This window comes from Vibrio sp. YT-19(2023), from assembly GCF_033337395.1.
This window is the reverse complement of sequence record NZ_JAWOQN010000007.1, coordinates 55,016-68,924: the sequence shown is the minus strand read 5'-3', so window position 1 is coordinate 68,924 and position 13,909 is coordinate 55,016. Positions and strand designations below refer to the sequence as shown.

The 13,909-nt window shown below is 44.8% G+C and carries 14 protein-coding genes; all 14 read left to right on the top strand.

The window, feature by feature from the left end:
• The first annotated feature begins 991 nt into the window (after positions 1-991).
• The 14 genes from R7E78_RS07080 to pgpA all read left to right on the top strand — a co-directional run bounded on the left by R7E78_RS07080 (position 992) and on the right by pgpA (position 13,868).
• On the top strand, positions 992-2,281 hold the full coding sequence (locus tag R7E78_RS07080) for an NCS2 family permease (protein WP_005381592.1): 1,290 nt from the start codon (positions 992-994) through the stop codon (positions 2,279-2,281).
• A gap of 264 nt (positions 2,282-2,545) precedes the next feature.
• Positions 2,546-3,010, top strand: coding sequence for an oxytetracycline resistance phosphoribosyltransferase domain-containing protein Tet(34) (gene tet(34), locus R7E78_RS07075; protein WP_005381590.1), 465 nt, complete (start codon positions 2,546-2,548; stop codon positions 3,008-3,010).
• Positions 3,011-3,101: 91 nt separating this feature from the next.
• Positions 3,102-4,349 (top strand): esterase FrsA, encoded by a 1,248-nt coding sequence (gene frsA / locus R7E78_RS07070; protein ID WP_005381586.1) that lies wholly within the window; start codon positions 3,102-3,104, stop codon positions 4,347-4,349.
• A 115-nt stretch (positions 4,350-4,464) separates the two neighbouring features.
• Positions 4,465-4,854: a sigma factor-binding protein Crl gene (gene crl, locus R7E78_RS07065; RefSeq protein WP_005381584.1), complete on the top strand. Its 390-nt coding sequence runs from the start codon at positions 4,465-4,467 to the stop codon at positions 4,852-4,854.
• A gap of 121 nt (positions 4,855-4,975) precedes the next feature.
• A complete protein-coding gene (gene proB / locus R7E78_RS07060; RefSeq protein WP_005383771.1) occupies positions 4,976-6,115 on the top strand; it encodes a glutamate 5-kinase in 1,140 nt (379 codons plus the stop codon).
• A 17-nt stretch (positions 6,116-6,132) separates the two neighbouring features.
• A complete protein-coding gene (locus R7E78_RS07055) occupies positions 6,133-7,383 on the top strand; it encodes a glutamate-5-semialdehyde dehydrogenase (RefSeq protein ID WP_031780851.1) in 1,251 nt (416 codons plus the stop codon).
• 206 nt (positions 7,384-7,589) lie between these two features.
• Positions 7,590-8,039, top strand: a complete 450-nt coding sequence (gene nrdR / locus R7E78_RS07050) for a transcriptional regulator NrdR (protein WP_005381578.1) — start codon at positions 7,590-7,592, stop codon at positions 8,037-8,039.
• Between the two features lie 7 nt (positions 8,040-8,046).
• Positions 8,047-9,174 carry a bifunctional diaminohydroxyphosphoribosylaminopyrimidine deaminase/5-amino-6-(5-phosphoribosylamino)uracil reductase RibD gene (gene ribD / locus R7E78_RS07045; protein WP_151514559.1) on the top strand — a complete coding sequence of 376 codons (1,128 nt, stop codon included), beginning with the start codon at positions 8,047-8,049 and terminating at the stop codon, positions 9,172-9,174.
• Positions 9,175-9,182: 8 nt separating this feature from the next.
• Positions 9,183-9,836, top strand: a complete 654-nt coding sequence (locus R7E78_RS07040; RefSeq protein WP_318057775.1) for a riboflavin synthase — start codon at positions 9,183-9,185, stop codon at positions 9,834-9,836.
• 173 nt (positions 9,837-10,009) lie between these two features.
• Positions 10,010-11,119 (top strand): bifunctional 3,4-dihydroxy-2-butanone-4-phosphate synthase/GTP cyclohydrolase II, encoded by a 1,110-nt coding sequence (ribBA, locus tag R7E78_RS07035; protein ID WP_005381573.1) that lies wholly within the window; start codon positions 10,010-10,012, stop codon positions 11,117-11,119.
• A 169-nt stretch (positions 11,120-11,288) separates the two neighbouring features.
• Entirely contained in the window at positions 11,289-11,759 is a 471-nt protein-coding gene (gene ribE / locus R7E78_RS07030; RefSeq protein ID WP_005381572.1) for a 6,7-dimethyl-8-ribityllumazine synthase, read from the top strand.
• Positions 11,759-12,226, top strand: a complete 468-nt coding sequence (nusB, locus tag R7E78_RS07025) for a transcription antitermination factor NusB (RefSeq protein WP_005381571.1) — start codon at positions 11,759-11,761, stop codon at positions 12,224-12,226. The genes ribE and nusB overlap by 1 nt, the downstream gene beginning before the upstream one ends.
• A gap of 78 nt (positions 12,227-12,304) precedes the next feature.
• A complete protein-coding gene (thiL, locus tag R7E78_RS07020; protein ID WP_005381570.1) occupies positions 12,305-13,270 on the top strand; it encodes a thiamine-phosphate kinase in 966 nt (321 codons plus the stop codon).
• Positions 13,271-13,361: 91 nt separating this feature from the next.
• Positions 13,362-13,868, top strand: coding sequence for a phosphatidylglycerophosphatase A (gene pgpA / locus R7E78_RS07015; RefSeq protein WP_031780838.1), 507 nt, complete (start codon positions 13,362-13,364; stop codon positions 13,866-13,868).
• The last annotated feature ends 41 nt before the right edge of the window (positions 13,869-13,909 follow it).

Here is a 13,909-nt window from a genome sequence, read left to right as displayed (position 1 = left end):
TATACCGTAAAAATATTGTCAAGGTAGCATTAAATGCTAGACGATTTGGCCTTCAAATTGCCGTTAGCATACCACCAGATAAGGAGTACGAGTAGTCGCGATCACAAGGATTTCTCTCAGAACTGTCACAGTTTGTGAATACAATAACAAGCACTATGTGTTCTCTATCATACATTCTGAAAGTGGCTTTATTTTTCAATTCATAAAATTGTAATTTAATTACACATAAACTTTGATAAAGGTCAATTTATGCATTTTTTGTGATTTTAATCACTAAAATGCTTGTAATTAAATTTCTTGGTGGTATATTTGTAACCAGCTTCTGAGAGAAGAATGAAATGCTCAAAGGATGAGTCCGTTTTATCGCCTCCAAGGAACCGAGAAATCAACGAATGTTTAATTGATTTAAAAGGTGATAGTTATGAAAGGTTTACCAAGTACAATGTTCTGGAATAGCAAGTCTGTTTACACCGGTAACTTTGTATACCCAACAAGCTTTGGCTACTAAGTGAAGTCAACGCATGTGACTCGAACAGTTTGTTCACCCCTATAAATTGGAATTTTTTTTCAGTGATAGTGCTGACATGATTCACCGCCACCCAAATTGGGTGGCGTTTTTTTATCTCTATTTTCTCTTCCTGACTCACTTATTGCCATCAAAGCCTTCTTCTATTCCCCATTCTTCGGTTTTATCGACTTTTCCATCAAATCTGTTAGATACCATGTTTAAAATGGGCCTTTTTCATCTGAAAGTTTAGTACATTGCTCAGTTTTTATTCTCTTTTAGAGAACTGTGTTATCTGGGTTACCTATTGTTTTATAAGAATATATTTCTTTGCTTGCTTTGATAGATTAGAGAATGTGTTTCATATCCAAAGAAAAAAAACGCATTAGAGTGAAGATTCTATCTAGAATTTGCTATTTGATAACTTTATAATTCCCGCCAATCGATTACGCAACCGTTTACTTTTTACCTTTACAGGATTCGATCATGCTCGAGAGGCTTTTTAAACTCAGTGAAAATGGCACAAATGTGCGCACTGAGATCATTGCAGGTGTTACGACCTTCCTAACTATGGCTTACATTATTTTTGTAAACCCAGCGATCCTGTCGGATACCGGTATGGACCGTGGCGCCATTTTTGTTGCGACTTGTCTTGCTGCCGCAATCGGCTGTTTTATTATGGGATTTGTTGCCAATTACCCAATCGCACAGGCACCAGGAATGGGCCTGAACGCATTTTTCACTTACTCTGTTGTATTGGGAATGGGTTATACGTGGCAAGTTGCGTTAGCGGCTGTATTTGTTTCTGGCCTTCTGTTCATTCTTTTAAGCGTATTTAAGATCCGTGAGTGGATTATTAACTCGATCCCGCATTCTCTACGAACAGGTATTTCAGCTGGTATTGGTCTTTTCTTAGCGTTTATCGCATTAAAAAATGCAGGTATCGTCGTTGATAACCCAGCGACATTAGTTTCTATGGGAGAGATCACATCATTGCCATCTGTATTGGCCGCGATTGGTTTCTTTCTTACGATTGCATTGGTTCACCGTGGTGTGAAAGGTGCGGTGATGATCGCCATTCTTGGCGTTACAGCGCTTGGTCTTCTATTTGGTGATGTGCAGTGGGGCGGTATTATGTCAACGCCACCAAGCATTGCGCCAACTTTCATGCAACTGGATTTCTCTGGTTTGTTTGAAGTAGGCATGATTTCCGTCGTATTTGCTTTCCTATTTGTCGATTTATTTGACACCGCAGGTACGCTCGTTGGCGTTTCTCAAAAAGCAGGCCTAACTGATGAGAATGGCAACATCCCTCGTTTAAACAAAGCGTTACTTGCAGACTCAACAGCAACGTCAGTAGGTGCATTACTTGGTACCTCCAACACGACATCTTATATTGAAAGCGTTTCTGGTGTAGCTGCGGGTGGGCGTACTGGTCTAACAGCCGTGGTTGTTGGTGTACTCTTCCTACTTGCTCTATTGTTCTCACCACTTGCGGGTATGATCCCTGCTTATGCAACGTCAGGTGCGCTATTCTATGTGGCGATCTTGATGCTGTCTGGGCTAGTAAGCATTGATTGGCGTGACCTAACTGAAGCGTCCCCAGTTGTTGTGACTTGTTTAGTTATGCCGCTAACATTCTCGATTGCAGAAGGTATCACGTTAGGCTTTATCGCATACGCGGCGATCAAGTTATTCAGCGGTAAGGGCCGTGAAGTGTCGATGAGTGTATGGGTGATGTCAGCCATCTTCATCGTTAAATACCTCGTCGGTTAATTTCTCGAGCAAAAAGCCAGTGTGGATTTATTCACGCTGGCTTTTTCTTTTTTTACGTTGTTCACAGAAGACGGTTTTTCTGCGGAATAGGCAGAGAATTTTGATATCACCGTTGGTATTAGCGGTGTGTTTCGGTAGAATAATCGTTTGCGCAGCTTGAAATCCTCGTCTCCAAACATTTTGGAGAAGTTAGTGAGCATTCCGCTTTTGAGTGACTTCGCTAGATTTTGAGGATGCATATTTTCAAATTATTAGGTTATTACAATGAGTAAAAAATTCATTATCACTTGGGATGCAATGCAGACTTACTGCCGTGAACTGGCTGAAAAACAAATGCCAGCTGAGCAATGGAAAGGAATTTGGGCGGTAAGCCGCGGCGGTTTGGTTCCTGGCGCTATTTTGGCTCGTGAACTGGGTATTCGTTACGTTGATACAATCTGTATTTCAAGCTACGACCATGATCATCAGCGCGATATGACGGTACTAAAAGCACCTGAAGGTGATGGCGAAGGTTACCTAATCGTTGAAGACCTAGTAGACAGTGGTGATACAGCGCGCAAACTACGTGAGATGTATCCAAAAGCGAAAATGATCGCTGTGTGTGCGAAACCATCAGGCAAAGAGCTGCTGGATGATTACGTTGTAGATATTGCTCAAGACACTTGGATCGAGCAGCCTTGGGATATGTCAATCCAGTATGCTGAGCCAGTAAACCGCAAGCAAAAATAAACGCGGTTAAAGAATATTGAGAAATGCCCCTTTATAGGGGCATTTTTTTTATTATGATATTAAATCATGCTAATAGCCTAGGGTTCTTCCTATGTCTGAAGACGTCAGTAAAAATCTTTCCGAAACTTTGTTCGTGAAACATAAGCAAGCAAAAGAAACCTCCGCGCTTACCCAGTACATGCCGACCAGTAAAAAAATACTTGATGAACGAGAAGCGCAAGGTGATCGTGCTTGGTATCGTCATTTGCGTCGCTTGCAATGGGCTTGGCAAGGATTGTCTCCGATCGAAATGGAAGGCGTACTGTCCAAAATTGCTTCATCTTCTCACTCGCGAACCAATGATGATTGGTTAGACACTGTAATGGGTTATCACAGTGGTAACTGGACATTTGAGTGGATCAAGCTTGGTATGGATCATCAGAAGCGAGCAAATGAAATGCAAGGAGAAGAGGCAGCGGATGAACTCTTCACTGCTTCTTTGTGTTTTAGTATTGCAGGCTACCCACATTTAAAAAATGACAACTTGGCATCGCAAGCTCAAGTTCTGGCAAACAAAGCGTATTCTGACGGCGCAGAAAAAACTAAGTACACCATCAAGCAAATTGAAGTGCCTTACCAAAATCGCAAAATCATCGCGAACCTCCATTTACCAAGAACGGATAAACAGTTGCCTGTGGTCATGGTGAGCGCTGGTTTGGATACCCTACAAACCGACATGTGGCGTTTGTTCCGTAATCGTCTTGCACCGCGAGATATTGCGATGTTAACTGTGGACATGCCTTCGGTAGGGCATAGCTCTCATTGGCCCTTGACCGAGAATTCAAGTTGCCTACATCAAGCGGTATTGAATGAGCTTTACTCGCTACCTTGGGTTGATCATCACAAAGTGGGGTTAGTTGGGTTTCGTTTTGGTGGTAATGCCATGATCAGACTCTCTTTTGTCGAGCAGGAAAAGATCAAAGCTTGTGTCGCTCTAGGCGCACCCGTACATGATATTTTTACTTCCCCTCAGAAGTTACAAAAAATGCCGAAGATGTATTTAGACCTTTTGGCTTCCCGTTTGGGGAAAAATGCGGTTGATATTAATAGCATGGCTGGTCAGATGATGGCGTGGTCATTGAAGGTTCAGGGCTTCCTGAGCAGTCGAAAAACCAAAGTGCCTATTTTGGCTTTGAGTCTTGAGGGCGATCCAGTGTCGCCACACAGTGATAATCAACTTGTTGCTCTATTTAGCCAGTATGGTAGAGCGAAAAAAATCAGTTCCAAAACAATTACAAAAGGATATGAGCAATCCCTCGATTTAGCCATAAAGTGGCTAGAAGATGAATTATTAGGGTGACAATTCTCCTAAATTAGTTAAGAGTGATATATCTGAGCAAAAAATAAGCTCATGATAATTAAAAATAATAATCATTCTTGGGTGTTTACTTTTAACTATGAAAACGGAGATTCATATGTCAGAGACGACTCAGGGCCCGACTCACTTTCGCTTGATGTCAAAGTTGAAGGCGATAGGGCCTTACCTGCGCGAACCACAATCGCAAGAAGGGCGCTATTATTTTGATTGTTTATCTGTATGTGTAGACGACAAAAAATCGCCTGAGAAGCGTGAATTTTGGGGCTGGTGGATGGATTTGGAATCCATCGAGGGAGGCTTTACTGCTAAATATCATATTGGCAAGTACAACAAAGAAGGGCAATGGGTATCTGAAGCCCTTCCCAAAAAAGTAGTAGAGGAAGTGTATCTCACGCAGAGCACATTCCATCAAAAGCTGGTTGATACTTTAGAAGAACACTTCAAATTAGAAGTCGAATATCACACGGAGTCTTTCGATTTCGCTTAATTTGGTTGTTTTCATTTAATACCAAACAAAAAGGTGCGAAAACGCACCTTTTCTCTTGTTAATTCCCTATTTGATTGTTAAAACATCCTCTCTTTATTTGTTTTTCACTTCAGAAGACATCATGACAACGAATCAACAAAATGCAGTTGTTTCACAACCACAAACTGTCGTTGTGAAACTGGGTACAAGTGTGCTGACAGGCGGCACTCTGGCACTCGACCGTGCACACATGGTTGAGTTAGCACGCCAGTGTGCTGAGCTTAAAAAACAAGGCCATTCAATCGTAATGGTTTCGTCTGGTGCGATTGCAGCAGGCCGTGAGCATCTTGGTTACCCCGCATTGCCCAACGAGATGGCGAGTAAGCAGTTACTTGCCGCGGTGGGGCAGAGTCGCTTGATTCAAACATGGGAGTCTTTGTTTGGTATTTATGGTATCAAGATCGGCCAAATGCTACTAACCCGTGCCGATTTAGAAGATCGTGAGCGATTCCTTAACGCGCGCGACACTATTAATGCGCTCGTTGCGAACGATATTGTTCCTATCGTAAACGAAAATGATGCCGTTGCGACTAGCGAGATTAAAGTTGGCGATAACGACAACCTTTCCGCTTTGGTAGGCATTTTATGTGGTGCAGATAAGCTCTTGCTTTTAACTGACCAAAAAGGTCTGTTTACTGCTGACCCTCGTAAAGATCCGAACGCAGAGCTTATCAAGGAAGTAAAAACCATCGACGATACGCTGCGTAAAATCGCAGGTGGAAGCGGTACAACATTGGGTACTGGTGGTATGGCAACGAAGCTGCAAGCCGCAGACATCGCTCGCCGCGCAGGTATAGAGGTTATTATTGCTGCTGGTAGCGCGCCGAATGTTATCTTTGACTCTTTAAGTGCTGAACCTCAGGGCACGCGCTTCCTACCTTGCGCTGAAGCCTTAGAGAATCGTAAACGCTGGATTCTAGCGGGACCTGCGGCATCGGGCGACATCGTTATTGATGATGGTGCAGTCAATGCTGTGGTTGGCAAGGGCAGTAGCCTACTTGCTAAAGGGGTCATCAAAGTTAGTGGTGACTTCGCACGAGGCGAAGTAGCGCGTGTAACAAACGCTCACGGTAAGTTGGTGGCTCGTGGCATCAGCGCCTACTCAAGTGATGACCTAACTAAAATTACGGGTAAGCACAGTAAAGATATCATCTCTATTTTGGGTCATGATTATGGCTCTGAGGTGATTCACCGCGATGATTTGGTCGTCATTCAGGAATAGAATTAGAGGGAAGCAAAGTGGATTTAACGAATATGGGTAAAGCTGCTAAAGATGCAGCTTTCGAATTAGCGACAGCGTCAACTGCGCAAAAAAACCAAGCATTAGCCATCATTGCTGATGAGCTAGAAGCAAACTCTGCTGCTATTTTGGCGGCAAACGCTAAAGACATCGAACTTGGCCGTGAAGCGGGTTTAACCGATGCGCTGCTCGATCGCCTTTTGCTTAACGAAGAACGATTGACTGCAATTGCGAATGATGTTCGCAACGTCATTAGCCTGAACGATCCTGTAGGCAGCGAAATAGACAGTAAGGTACTGGAAAATGGGATGTCACTGTCTCGTCGTCGCGTGCCGCTTGGTGTCGTGGGCGTAATTTATGAAGCGCGTCCAAACGTAACCATTGATATCGCAGCGTTGTGCTTGAAAACCGGCAACGCAAGCATTTTACGTGGTGGCAAAGAGACCTTTTTCTCGAATATGGAATTAGTGAAGGTTATTCAGTCTGCGCTCGCAAAGGCGAACCTTCCTGCCGCTTCTGTGCAGTACATTGAAAAACCAGATCGTGAGCTTGTTTCTCAATTGCTTAAGTTGGACGATTACGTCGACATGATCATTCCACGCGGTGGTGCTGGCCTACACAAAATGTGTAAAGAAAACAGCACGATTCCGGTGATTATTGGTGGCTTTGGTATCAGCCATATCTTTGTCGACGAATCCGCTGATCTAGAGAAATCCCTGAATGTGGTTGAGAACTCTAAAGTTCAACGTCCATCTGCGTGTAACTCATTAGATACGCTGCTCGTGCATGAAAAAATTGCAGCGCAACTCCTACCAATGATCGTAGAGCGCATGAACGATAAAGTGACCTTCGTGACAGAGCCTAAGGCAAAAGCACTGATGGCTCAAGCAACACAAATTCGCGATGCTGTTGAAGGTGACTTTGATACGGAATGGTTGAGCTACACTCTTGGTGTAAAAGTTGTGTCTGATGTGAAAGATGCCATTGATCATATGCGTGTCCATAACGCGAGCCACTCAGATGCGATCATGACCAATAGTTTGGAAAACTCAGAACTGTTCATCAATTCTGTCGGTTCGGCGGCGGTTTATGTGAATGCTTCAACGCGCTTTACAGACGGTGCGCAATTTGGCCTTGGCGCAGAAGTCGCAGTATCTACACAAAAGCTACATGCACGCGGTCCGATGGGCTTAGAAGAGCTAACTAGCTACAAGTGGGTTGGTAAAGCGAACTACTTAGCACGCAGTTAACACATTCGACGAGATCTTGAGTGAAAAAGGGGCCTTTGCGCCCCTTTTTGTTTTGTCTAACATACCAATTCCGCTACACTACATGAGCTTTTATTTCGGTTTGAAAGCGTTATACCCAAATAGCTTTAATAGAGTCCGTATAACCATGAACGCGTGGTTATCCGTGATTGCTCATGAGGTTATTTTGGTATAGATATGGAGGTGATATGCATTGTCCTTTTTGTTCCGAGAACGATACCAAAGTTATTGATTCCCGCTTAGTGGCTGATGGCCATCAAGTTCGACGTCGCCGTCAGTGCTTGGCGTGTAGCGAGCGTTTCACTACGTTTGAAAGCGCAGAGTTAGTGATGCCTAAAGTGATCAAATCGAATGGCAACCGTGAACCATTTGATGAAGATAAAATGGTTGGCGGTATTCAACGCGCTTTAGAGAAACGCCCAGTGAGTGCCGATTCTATAGAGTTAGCGATCAGTATGATCAAATCACAACTGCGTGCGACGGGTGAGCGAGAGGTTCCGAGTGAAATGATTGGTAATTTAGTCATGGACCAGCTCAAAGAGCTCGATAAGGTGGCTTACATTCGTTTCGCTTCCGTTTACCGCAGCTTTGAAGATATTCGCGAGTTTGGCGAAGAGATTGCCCGCCTAGAAGACTGAGTAGCTCATGACTCAACACACTCCTGAAAGAGCGTTTTCTGATTTAGATTTCGCCATGATGTCACGAGCTATTAAGTTAGCGAAACGTGGCATTTATACCACCGCCCCTAATCCAAATGTAGGGTGTGTCATCGTTCGTGATGAAGAAATTGTCGGTGAAGGCTATCACCATCGTGCTGGTGAGCCGCATGCCGAAGTGCACGCGATGCGCATGGCGGGTGAAAAAGCAGTTGGTGCAACCGCTTATGTGACGCTAGAACCTTGCTCTCATTACGGCCGTACACCGCCATGTGCCGAAGGGCTGATTAAAGCCAAAGTGGCACGTGTGGTTTGCGCCATGGTAGACCCAAACCCGAAAGTTGCAGGTCGCGGCATCCAGATGTTACGTGATGCCGGAATTGAAGTACAAATCGGCTTGTTAGAGCAAGATGCCCTTGCCCTTAACCCTGGTTTTATAAAGTACATGCGCACAGGCATGCCGTTTGTTCAATTAAAAATGGCAGCCAGTTTGGATGGGCAAAGCGCACTCAATAATGGTCAGAGCCAATGGATCACCTCCCCTGCGGCCCGCCAAGATGTGCAGCGTTATCGAGCGATGAGTGGTGGTATTCTCTCTACCAGCAAAACGGTGATTGATGATAATGCGTCACTCAATGTGCGTTGGGATGACTTACCTACCAGTGTTCAAGCGCAGTATTTACGAGAAGAACTTCGTCAACCAGTACGTGTAATCTTAGACCGTCAGAACCATTTAACGGGTGCGCTCAAGCTGTTCCACACCGATGGAGAGCGAGTTATTATTCGCTCTGATGGAGACTGTATCCCTCTATTGGACAGCGCTGACCAAATTGACTTATCAACGACATTAAAACGTATCTCGGATGAGCACCACATCAATCACTTATGGGTTGAAGCTGGAGCTACGCTAGCGAGTGCGATGATAAAGGCTAATCTTGTAGATGAGCTCATTGTTTACCTTGCGCCAAAACTCATGGGCAGCGATGGTCGGGGGCTTATCGGTGCTTTAGGGTTAAGCGCTATGGCTGACGTCATAGATTTAAACATTACAGACGTTCGTATGGTTGGGGTAGACATTCGCATCACCGCCACCATAAAACGTAATGAAATTAGATAAGAAATAGTATGTTTACAGGAATAGTAGAAGCAGTTGGCAAGTTAGCTGCGATTACGCCGAAGGGCGAAGACATCACCGTCACGGTTGAAACGGGTACGCTTGATATGTCAGACGTTAAGTTAGGCGATAGCATTGCGACCAATGGTGTTTGCTTAACGGTAGTTGACTTCGGAAGCCACTATTACAGTGCTGATCTGTCATTAGAAACCTTGAAGAAAACTGGGTTTGCTGATTACCAAGTAGGCGATAAGGTGAATCTAGAAAAAGCCATGTTGCCAACAACGCGATTGGGTGGACATATCGTTTCTGGCCATGTCGATGGGGGTGGTGAAATTGTCGAACGCAATTCAGTTGGCCGTGCGATAGAGTTTTGGGTTGCAATGCCTGCGGAAATTAGCAAGTACGTTGCAGAGAAAGGCTCGATTACTGTTGATGGTATTAGCCTAACCGTCAACGACTTACGTAAAAATGCTTTTAAGCTGACGATCGTTCCTCATACGAGTGAAGAAACTACGATTGACCAGTTTCAAGTGGGGCGCAAAGTCAACTTAGAAGTTGATGTACTTGCGCGTTATATGGAGCGTTTACTGCAAGGACAACAAGAAGATAAGGCCGAGTCTCGTATCACGATGGACTTTTTACAGCAAAACGGTTTTGCATAAGTCTTGGGAGTGGCTGCGTGAGGCATGCGATAAAGAGCAGACTCACAGAACACCGCGAGATTCATTGACTTGCTTAATGCAAAGCTCAAACTATTGACCTAACTAGCATTCACTGCAACGTAATTTTTCATTGCTGTCGCAATAACAAATTTAGAATAACGGGATAACAGACTATGCCAATCAGTACGCCACAAGAAATTATTGATGATATTCGCGCAGGCAAAATGGTCATCCTAATGGATGATGAAGACCGCGAGAATGAAGGTGACTTGATCATGGCTGCCGAGCATATTACGCCGGAAGCCATCAACTTTATGGCAACCTATGGCCGTGGCCTGATTTGTTTAACCATGACCAAAGATCGTTGCGAAAGTCTAGGTCTGCCACCAATGGTGCAAGACAATAATGCGCAATACACCACCAACTTTACTGTTTCGATTGAGGCAGCAGAAGGGGTAACGACTGGTATTTCAGCCGCAGATCGCGCACGTACCGTTCAAGCAGCAGTCGCGCCAAACGCTAAAGCTGCGGATTTGGTGCAGCCTGGTCACATCTTCCCTCTCGCAGCTCAAGACGGCGGTGTACTGACTCGCGCAGGTCACACTGAAGCTGGCTGTGATTTGGCTCGTCTTGCTGGTTTAGAGCCAGCATCGGTGATTGTTGAGATCTTAAATGACGACGGCACCATGGCTCGTCGCCCAGATCTAGAGATCTTTGCAGAGAAGCACGGTATTAAATTGGGCACTATTGCCGACCTAATTGAGTACCGCAATAACACTGAGACAACGATTGAACGTGTGGCAGAGTGCAAGCTACCGACAGAGTTTGGCGAGTTCACGTTAGTCACTTACAAAGACACCATTGATAACCAAGTGCACTACGCAATGTGCAAGGGCGATTTGAAAGAAAAAGCGCCACTGGTTCGCGTTCATCTTCAAGACGTTTTTACCGACTTACTACGTAGCGATCGTAATGCAGAGCGCAGCTGGACACTAGATAAGGCAATGAAACGCATTGGTGAAGAAGGCGGTGTGCTGGTTGTTCTTGGCCATGAAGAATCGACCGATCTACTTATTCATCGCGTGAAGATGTTCGAAGCGCAAGACAAAGGTGAAGCCCCAACGCTTGCTAAAAAACAAGGCACGTCTCGCCGTGTTGGCGTTGGTTCACAGATTCTTGCGGATCTCGGTGTACATGATATGCGCCTTCTGTCATCGACCAACAAAAAGTACCACGCGTTAGGTGGTTTTGGTCTGAACGTTGTTGAGTACGTCTGCGAGTAACAACCGAACAATAAGTTCCTAGTCTTTGACGTGCTTAACTCGTCAATGGCTAGGAACCGGTGATTTGCCTCCAATTTCCATTAGATATTGCTCACAAATTTGTGCTAGAATCCGGCGATTCTCACTTGATGAACATATTTCACTTATAAATAGAGTTAAAGGAAAGCTTATGAAAGTGATCGAGGGTGGCTTCCCAGCGCCAAATGCAAAAATTGCTATCGTTATTTCTCGTTTCAACAGTTTTATTAACGAAAGCCTACTTTCTGGTGCGATCGATACACTAAAGCGTCACGGACAAGTAAGCGAAGACAACATCACGGTTGTGCGTTGTCCAGGTGCCGTAGAACTACCTCTAGTAGCTCAGCGTGTTGCTAAAACTGGCAAATTCGACGCTATTGTTTCTCTAGGGTCTGTTATTCGCGGTGGAACGCCTCACTTTGACTATGTTTGTAGTGAAATGAACAAAGGTCTAGCACAAGTGTCTATGGAATTCAGCATTCCAGTAGCATTTGGTGTTTTGACTGTTGATACGATCGATCAAGCGATTGAACGCGCAGGAACCAAGGCTGGTAATAAAGGTGCAGAGGCTGCACTAAGCGCACTTGAAATGATTAATGTACTATCTGAAATTGATTCCTAATGGGGGCCAGTGTGAAACCAGCCGCACGTCGTAACGCACGTCAATTCGCTCTACAGGCGATCTACTCATGGCAAATTACTAAAGAGAATGTTGCCAAGATTGAAGAACAGTTTTTGTCTGGCGACAAATACGATGAAGAAGAACTTCATGCATCTGAGCCAGCGCTTGCTGCTCCAGAGACAGACGTAGCTTACTTCCGTGAACTATTAAGCGGTGTTGTACTTAGCCACGCTGAGCTAGATAGCAAAATTCGTCCATACATCTCTCGTCCTATGCAGGATTTAGATATGATGGAACTTGCTCTTCTTCGCCTTGCTATGTACGAGATGACTCGTCGCGAAGATGTTCCTTACAAAGTTGTTATCAATGAAGCGATTGAACTTGCAAAAGTTTTCGCAGCAGAAGATAGCCACAAGTTTGTGAATGGTGTACTTGATAAAGCAGCACCTCACATTCGTAAGAAATAACGATTTCTTCAATGAAAAGGTCAGCACATGCTGACCTTTTTTGTATCAAAAGCTTTTACATCAAAAAGTAAGTGAATTATGTCTGGTGAATTTAATCTGATAGACAAGTACTTCGTCGGTCGTCAGAGCCAACGTAAAGATGTCCATCTAGCCGCTGGTGATGATTGTGCTTTGGTCAAAGCGCCAGCTAATGTTCAGATTGCGATTAGCACGGATACATTGGTAGCTGGAACGCATTTCTTAGCCGACGCGAACCCAGCATGGGTCGCACACAAAGCATTGGCTTCTAACATCAGTGATTTGGCGGCGATGGGCGCAACGCCTGCGTGGGTGAGCTTTGCATTAACGATGCCTGAGCCAGATGAAGAATGGCTTGCTCCTTTCTGTGATGCATTTTTCGAACTGGCTGATTACTATGGTATTCAGTTAATAGGCGGTGATACCACCAAAGGGCCATTGTGTCTGACACTCACGGTGCAAGGTTTTGTACCTGAAGACAAAGCGCTCACGCGATCCGGCGCAAAGCCTGGGGATTGGGTATATGTAACGGGAAACCTTGGCGATGCAAAAGCTGGCTTGGATGTGATTCTAGATGACTCTCTGCGCAGCAGAGCCGGCGCGGAAGCACTAGAGCGAGCTCATTACCTTAGTTCTCCGCGTGTGCTTGCTGGACAAGCTCTTGTTGGCTTAGCCTCGTCGGCGATAGATATTTCAGATGGTTTAATCTCTGATATTAAGCACATTTTACAGCGATCTCAGGTTGGGGTGAGTATTGATGTCTCTCAGCTACCGATCTCTTCAGAATTAGTCCAGTTTTTAGATGATAAGATCAGCGCGCAGCAGTATGCTTTAGCAAGTGGCGAAGAATACGAGTTGTGTTTTACCGTGCCGGAGCAAAATCGAGGCTCGTTACAAAGCGCTTTATCTCATACTGGCTGTAAGGTCACATGTATTGGTCAAATCCGACCAAATGGAACCTTCGAGCTGCATGATAACAATCAACCACTTGATTGGGACTTAAGTGGCTTCGACCACTTTAAATGATCTGAGCTAAGCTCTAGCCAAGAGCCTGTAACTATTGAGCAACTCACAGGCATGACGATTGAAACCAAACTAGCAGTATAGGTTTAAGGATATGACCAACCCTCTTTCTCTGATTTCATTAAAGAACCCGTGGCATCTATTGGCGACGGGTTTTGGCAGTGGATTATCCCCGTTTATCCCTGGAACAATGGGCACACTGGCGGCCGTGCCTTTCTTTTTGTTGTTGGCACAATTACCATTTACGGCGTATGTCATTGTTGTTCTGATTTCGTGTGTGATCGGCATTCAAATATGCCAAGTGACGTCTGCAGACATGAAGGTGCATGATCATGGTTCAATCGTATGGGATGAGTTTGCAGGCTTTTGGATTACGATGAGCATTGTACCTGCACTGAATATTCCACTCACTGAATGGAAGTGGTTGATAACTGGCTTCATCTTATTTCGTTTTTTCGATATGGTAAAACCTTGGCCAATTGGGTGGCTAGATAAGCGAGTTCACGGTGGGCTGGGTATTATGGTTGATGATATCGTGGCGGGAGTTATGGCCGGTGTTGCCCTGTTTCTAGTCGCAAAATATGCGGGCTGGATGAACTAAACACTGAACGTAAAAAAGGGATGCTATGAACATCCCTTTTT

Bases quoted from the DNA above. Each gene is read 5' to 3' on its own strand.
- R7E78_RS07080 (WP_005381592.1), top strand. From the start codon at position 992: ATGCTCGAGAGGCTTTTTAAACTCAGTGAAAATGGCACAAATGTGCGC.
- frsA (WP_005381586.1), top strand. From the start codon at position 3,102: ATGTCTGAAGACGTCAGTAAAAATCTTTCCGAAACTTTGTTCGTGAAA.
- crl (WP_005381584.1), top strand. From the start codon at position 4,465: ATGTCAGAGACGACTCAGGGCCCGACTCACTTTCGCTTGATGTCAAAG.
- proB (WP_005383771.1), top strand. From the start codon at position 4,976: ATGACAACGAATCAACAAAATGCAGTTGTTTCACAACCACAAACTGTC.
- nrdR (WP_005381578.1), top strand. From the start codon at position 7,590: ATGCATTGTCCTTTTTGTTCCGAGAACGATACCAAAGTTATTGATTCC.
- ribD (WP_151514559.1), top strand. From the start codon at position 8,047: ATGACTCAACACACTCCTGAAAGAGCGTTTTCTGATTTAGATTTCGCC.
- R7E78_RS07040 (WP_318057775.1), top strand. From the start codon at position 9,183: ATGTTTACAGGAATAGTAGAAGCAGTTGGCAAGTTAGCTGCGATTACG.
- ribBA (WP_005381573.1), top strand. From the start codon at position 10,010: ATGCCAATCAGTACGCCACAAGAAATTATTGATGATATTCGCGCAGGC.
- ribE (WP_005381572.1), top strand. From the start codon at position 11,289: ATGAAAGTGATCGAGGGTGGCTTCCCAGCGCCAAATGCAAAAATTGCT.
- nusB (WP_005381571.1), top strand. From the start codon at position 11,759: ATGGGGGCCAGTGTGAAACCAGCCGCACGTCGTAACGCACGTCAATTC.
- thiL (WP_005381570.1), top strand. From the start codon at position 12,305: ATGTCTGGTGAATTTAATCTGATAGACAAGTACTTCGTCGGTCGTCAG.
- pgpA (WP_031780838.1), top strand. From the start codon at position 13,362: ATGACCAACCCTCTTTCTCTGATTTCATTAAAGAACCCGTGGCATCTA.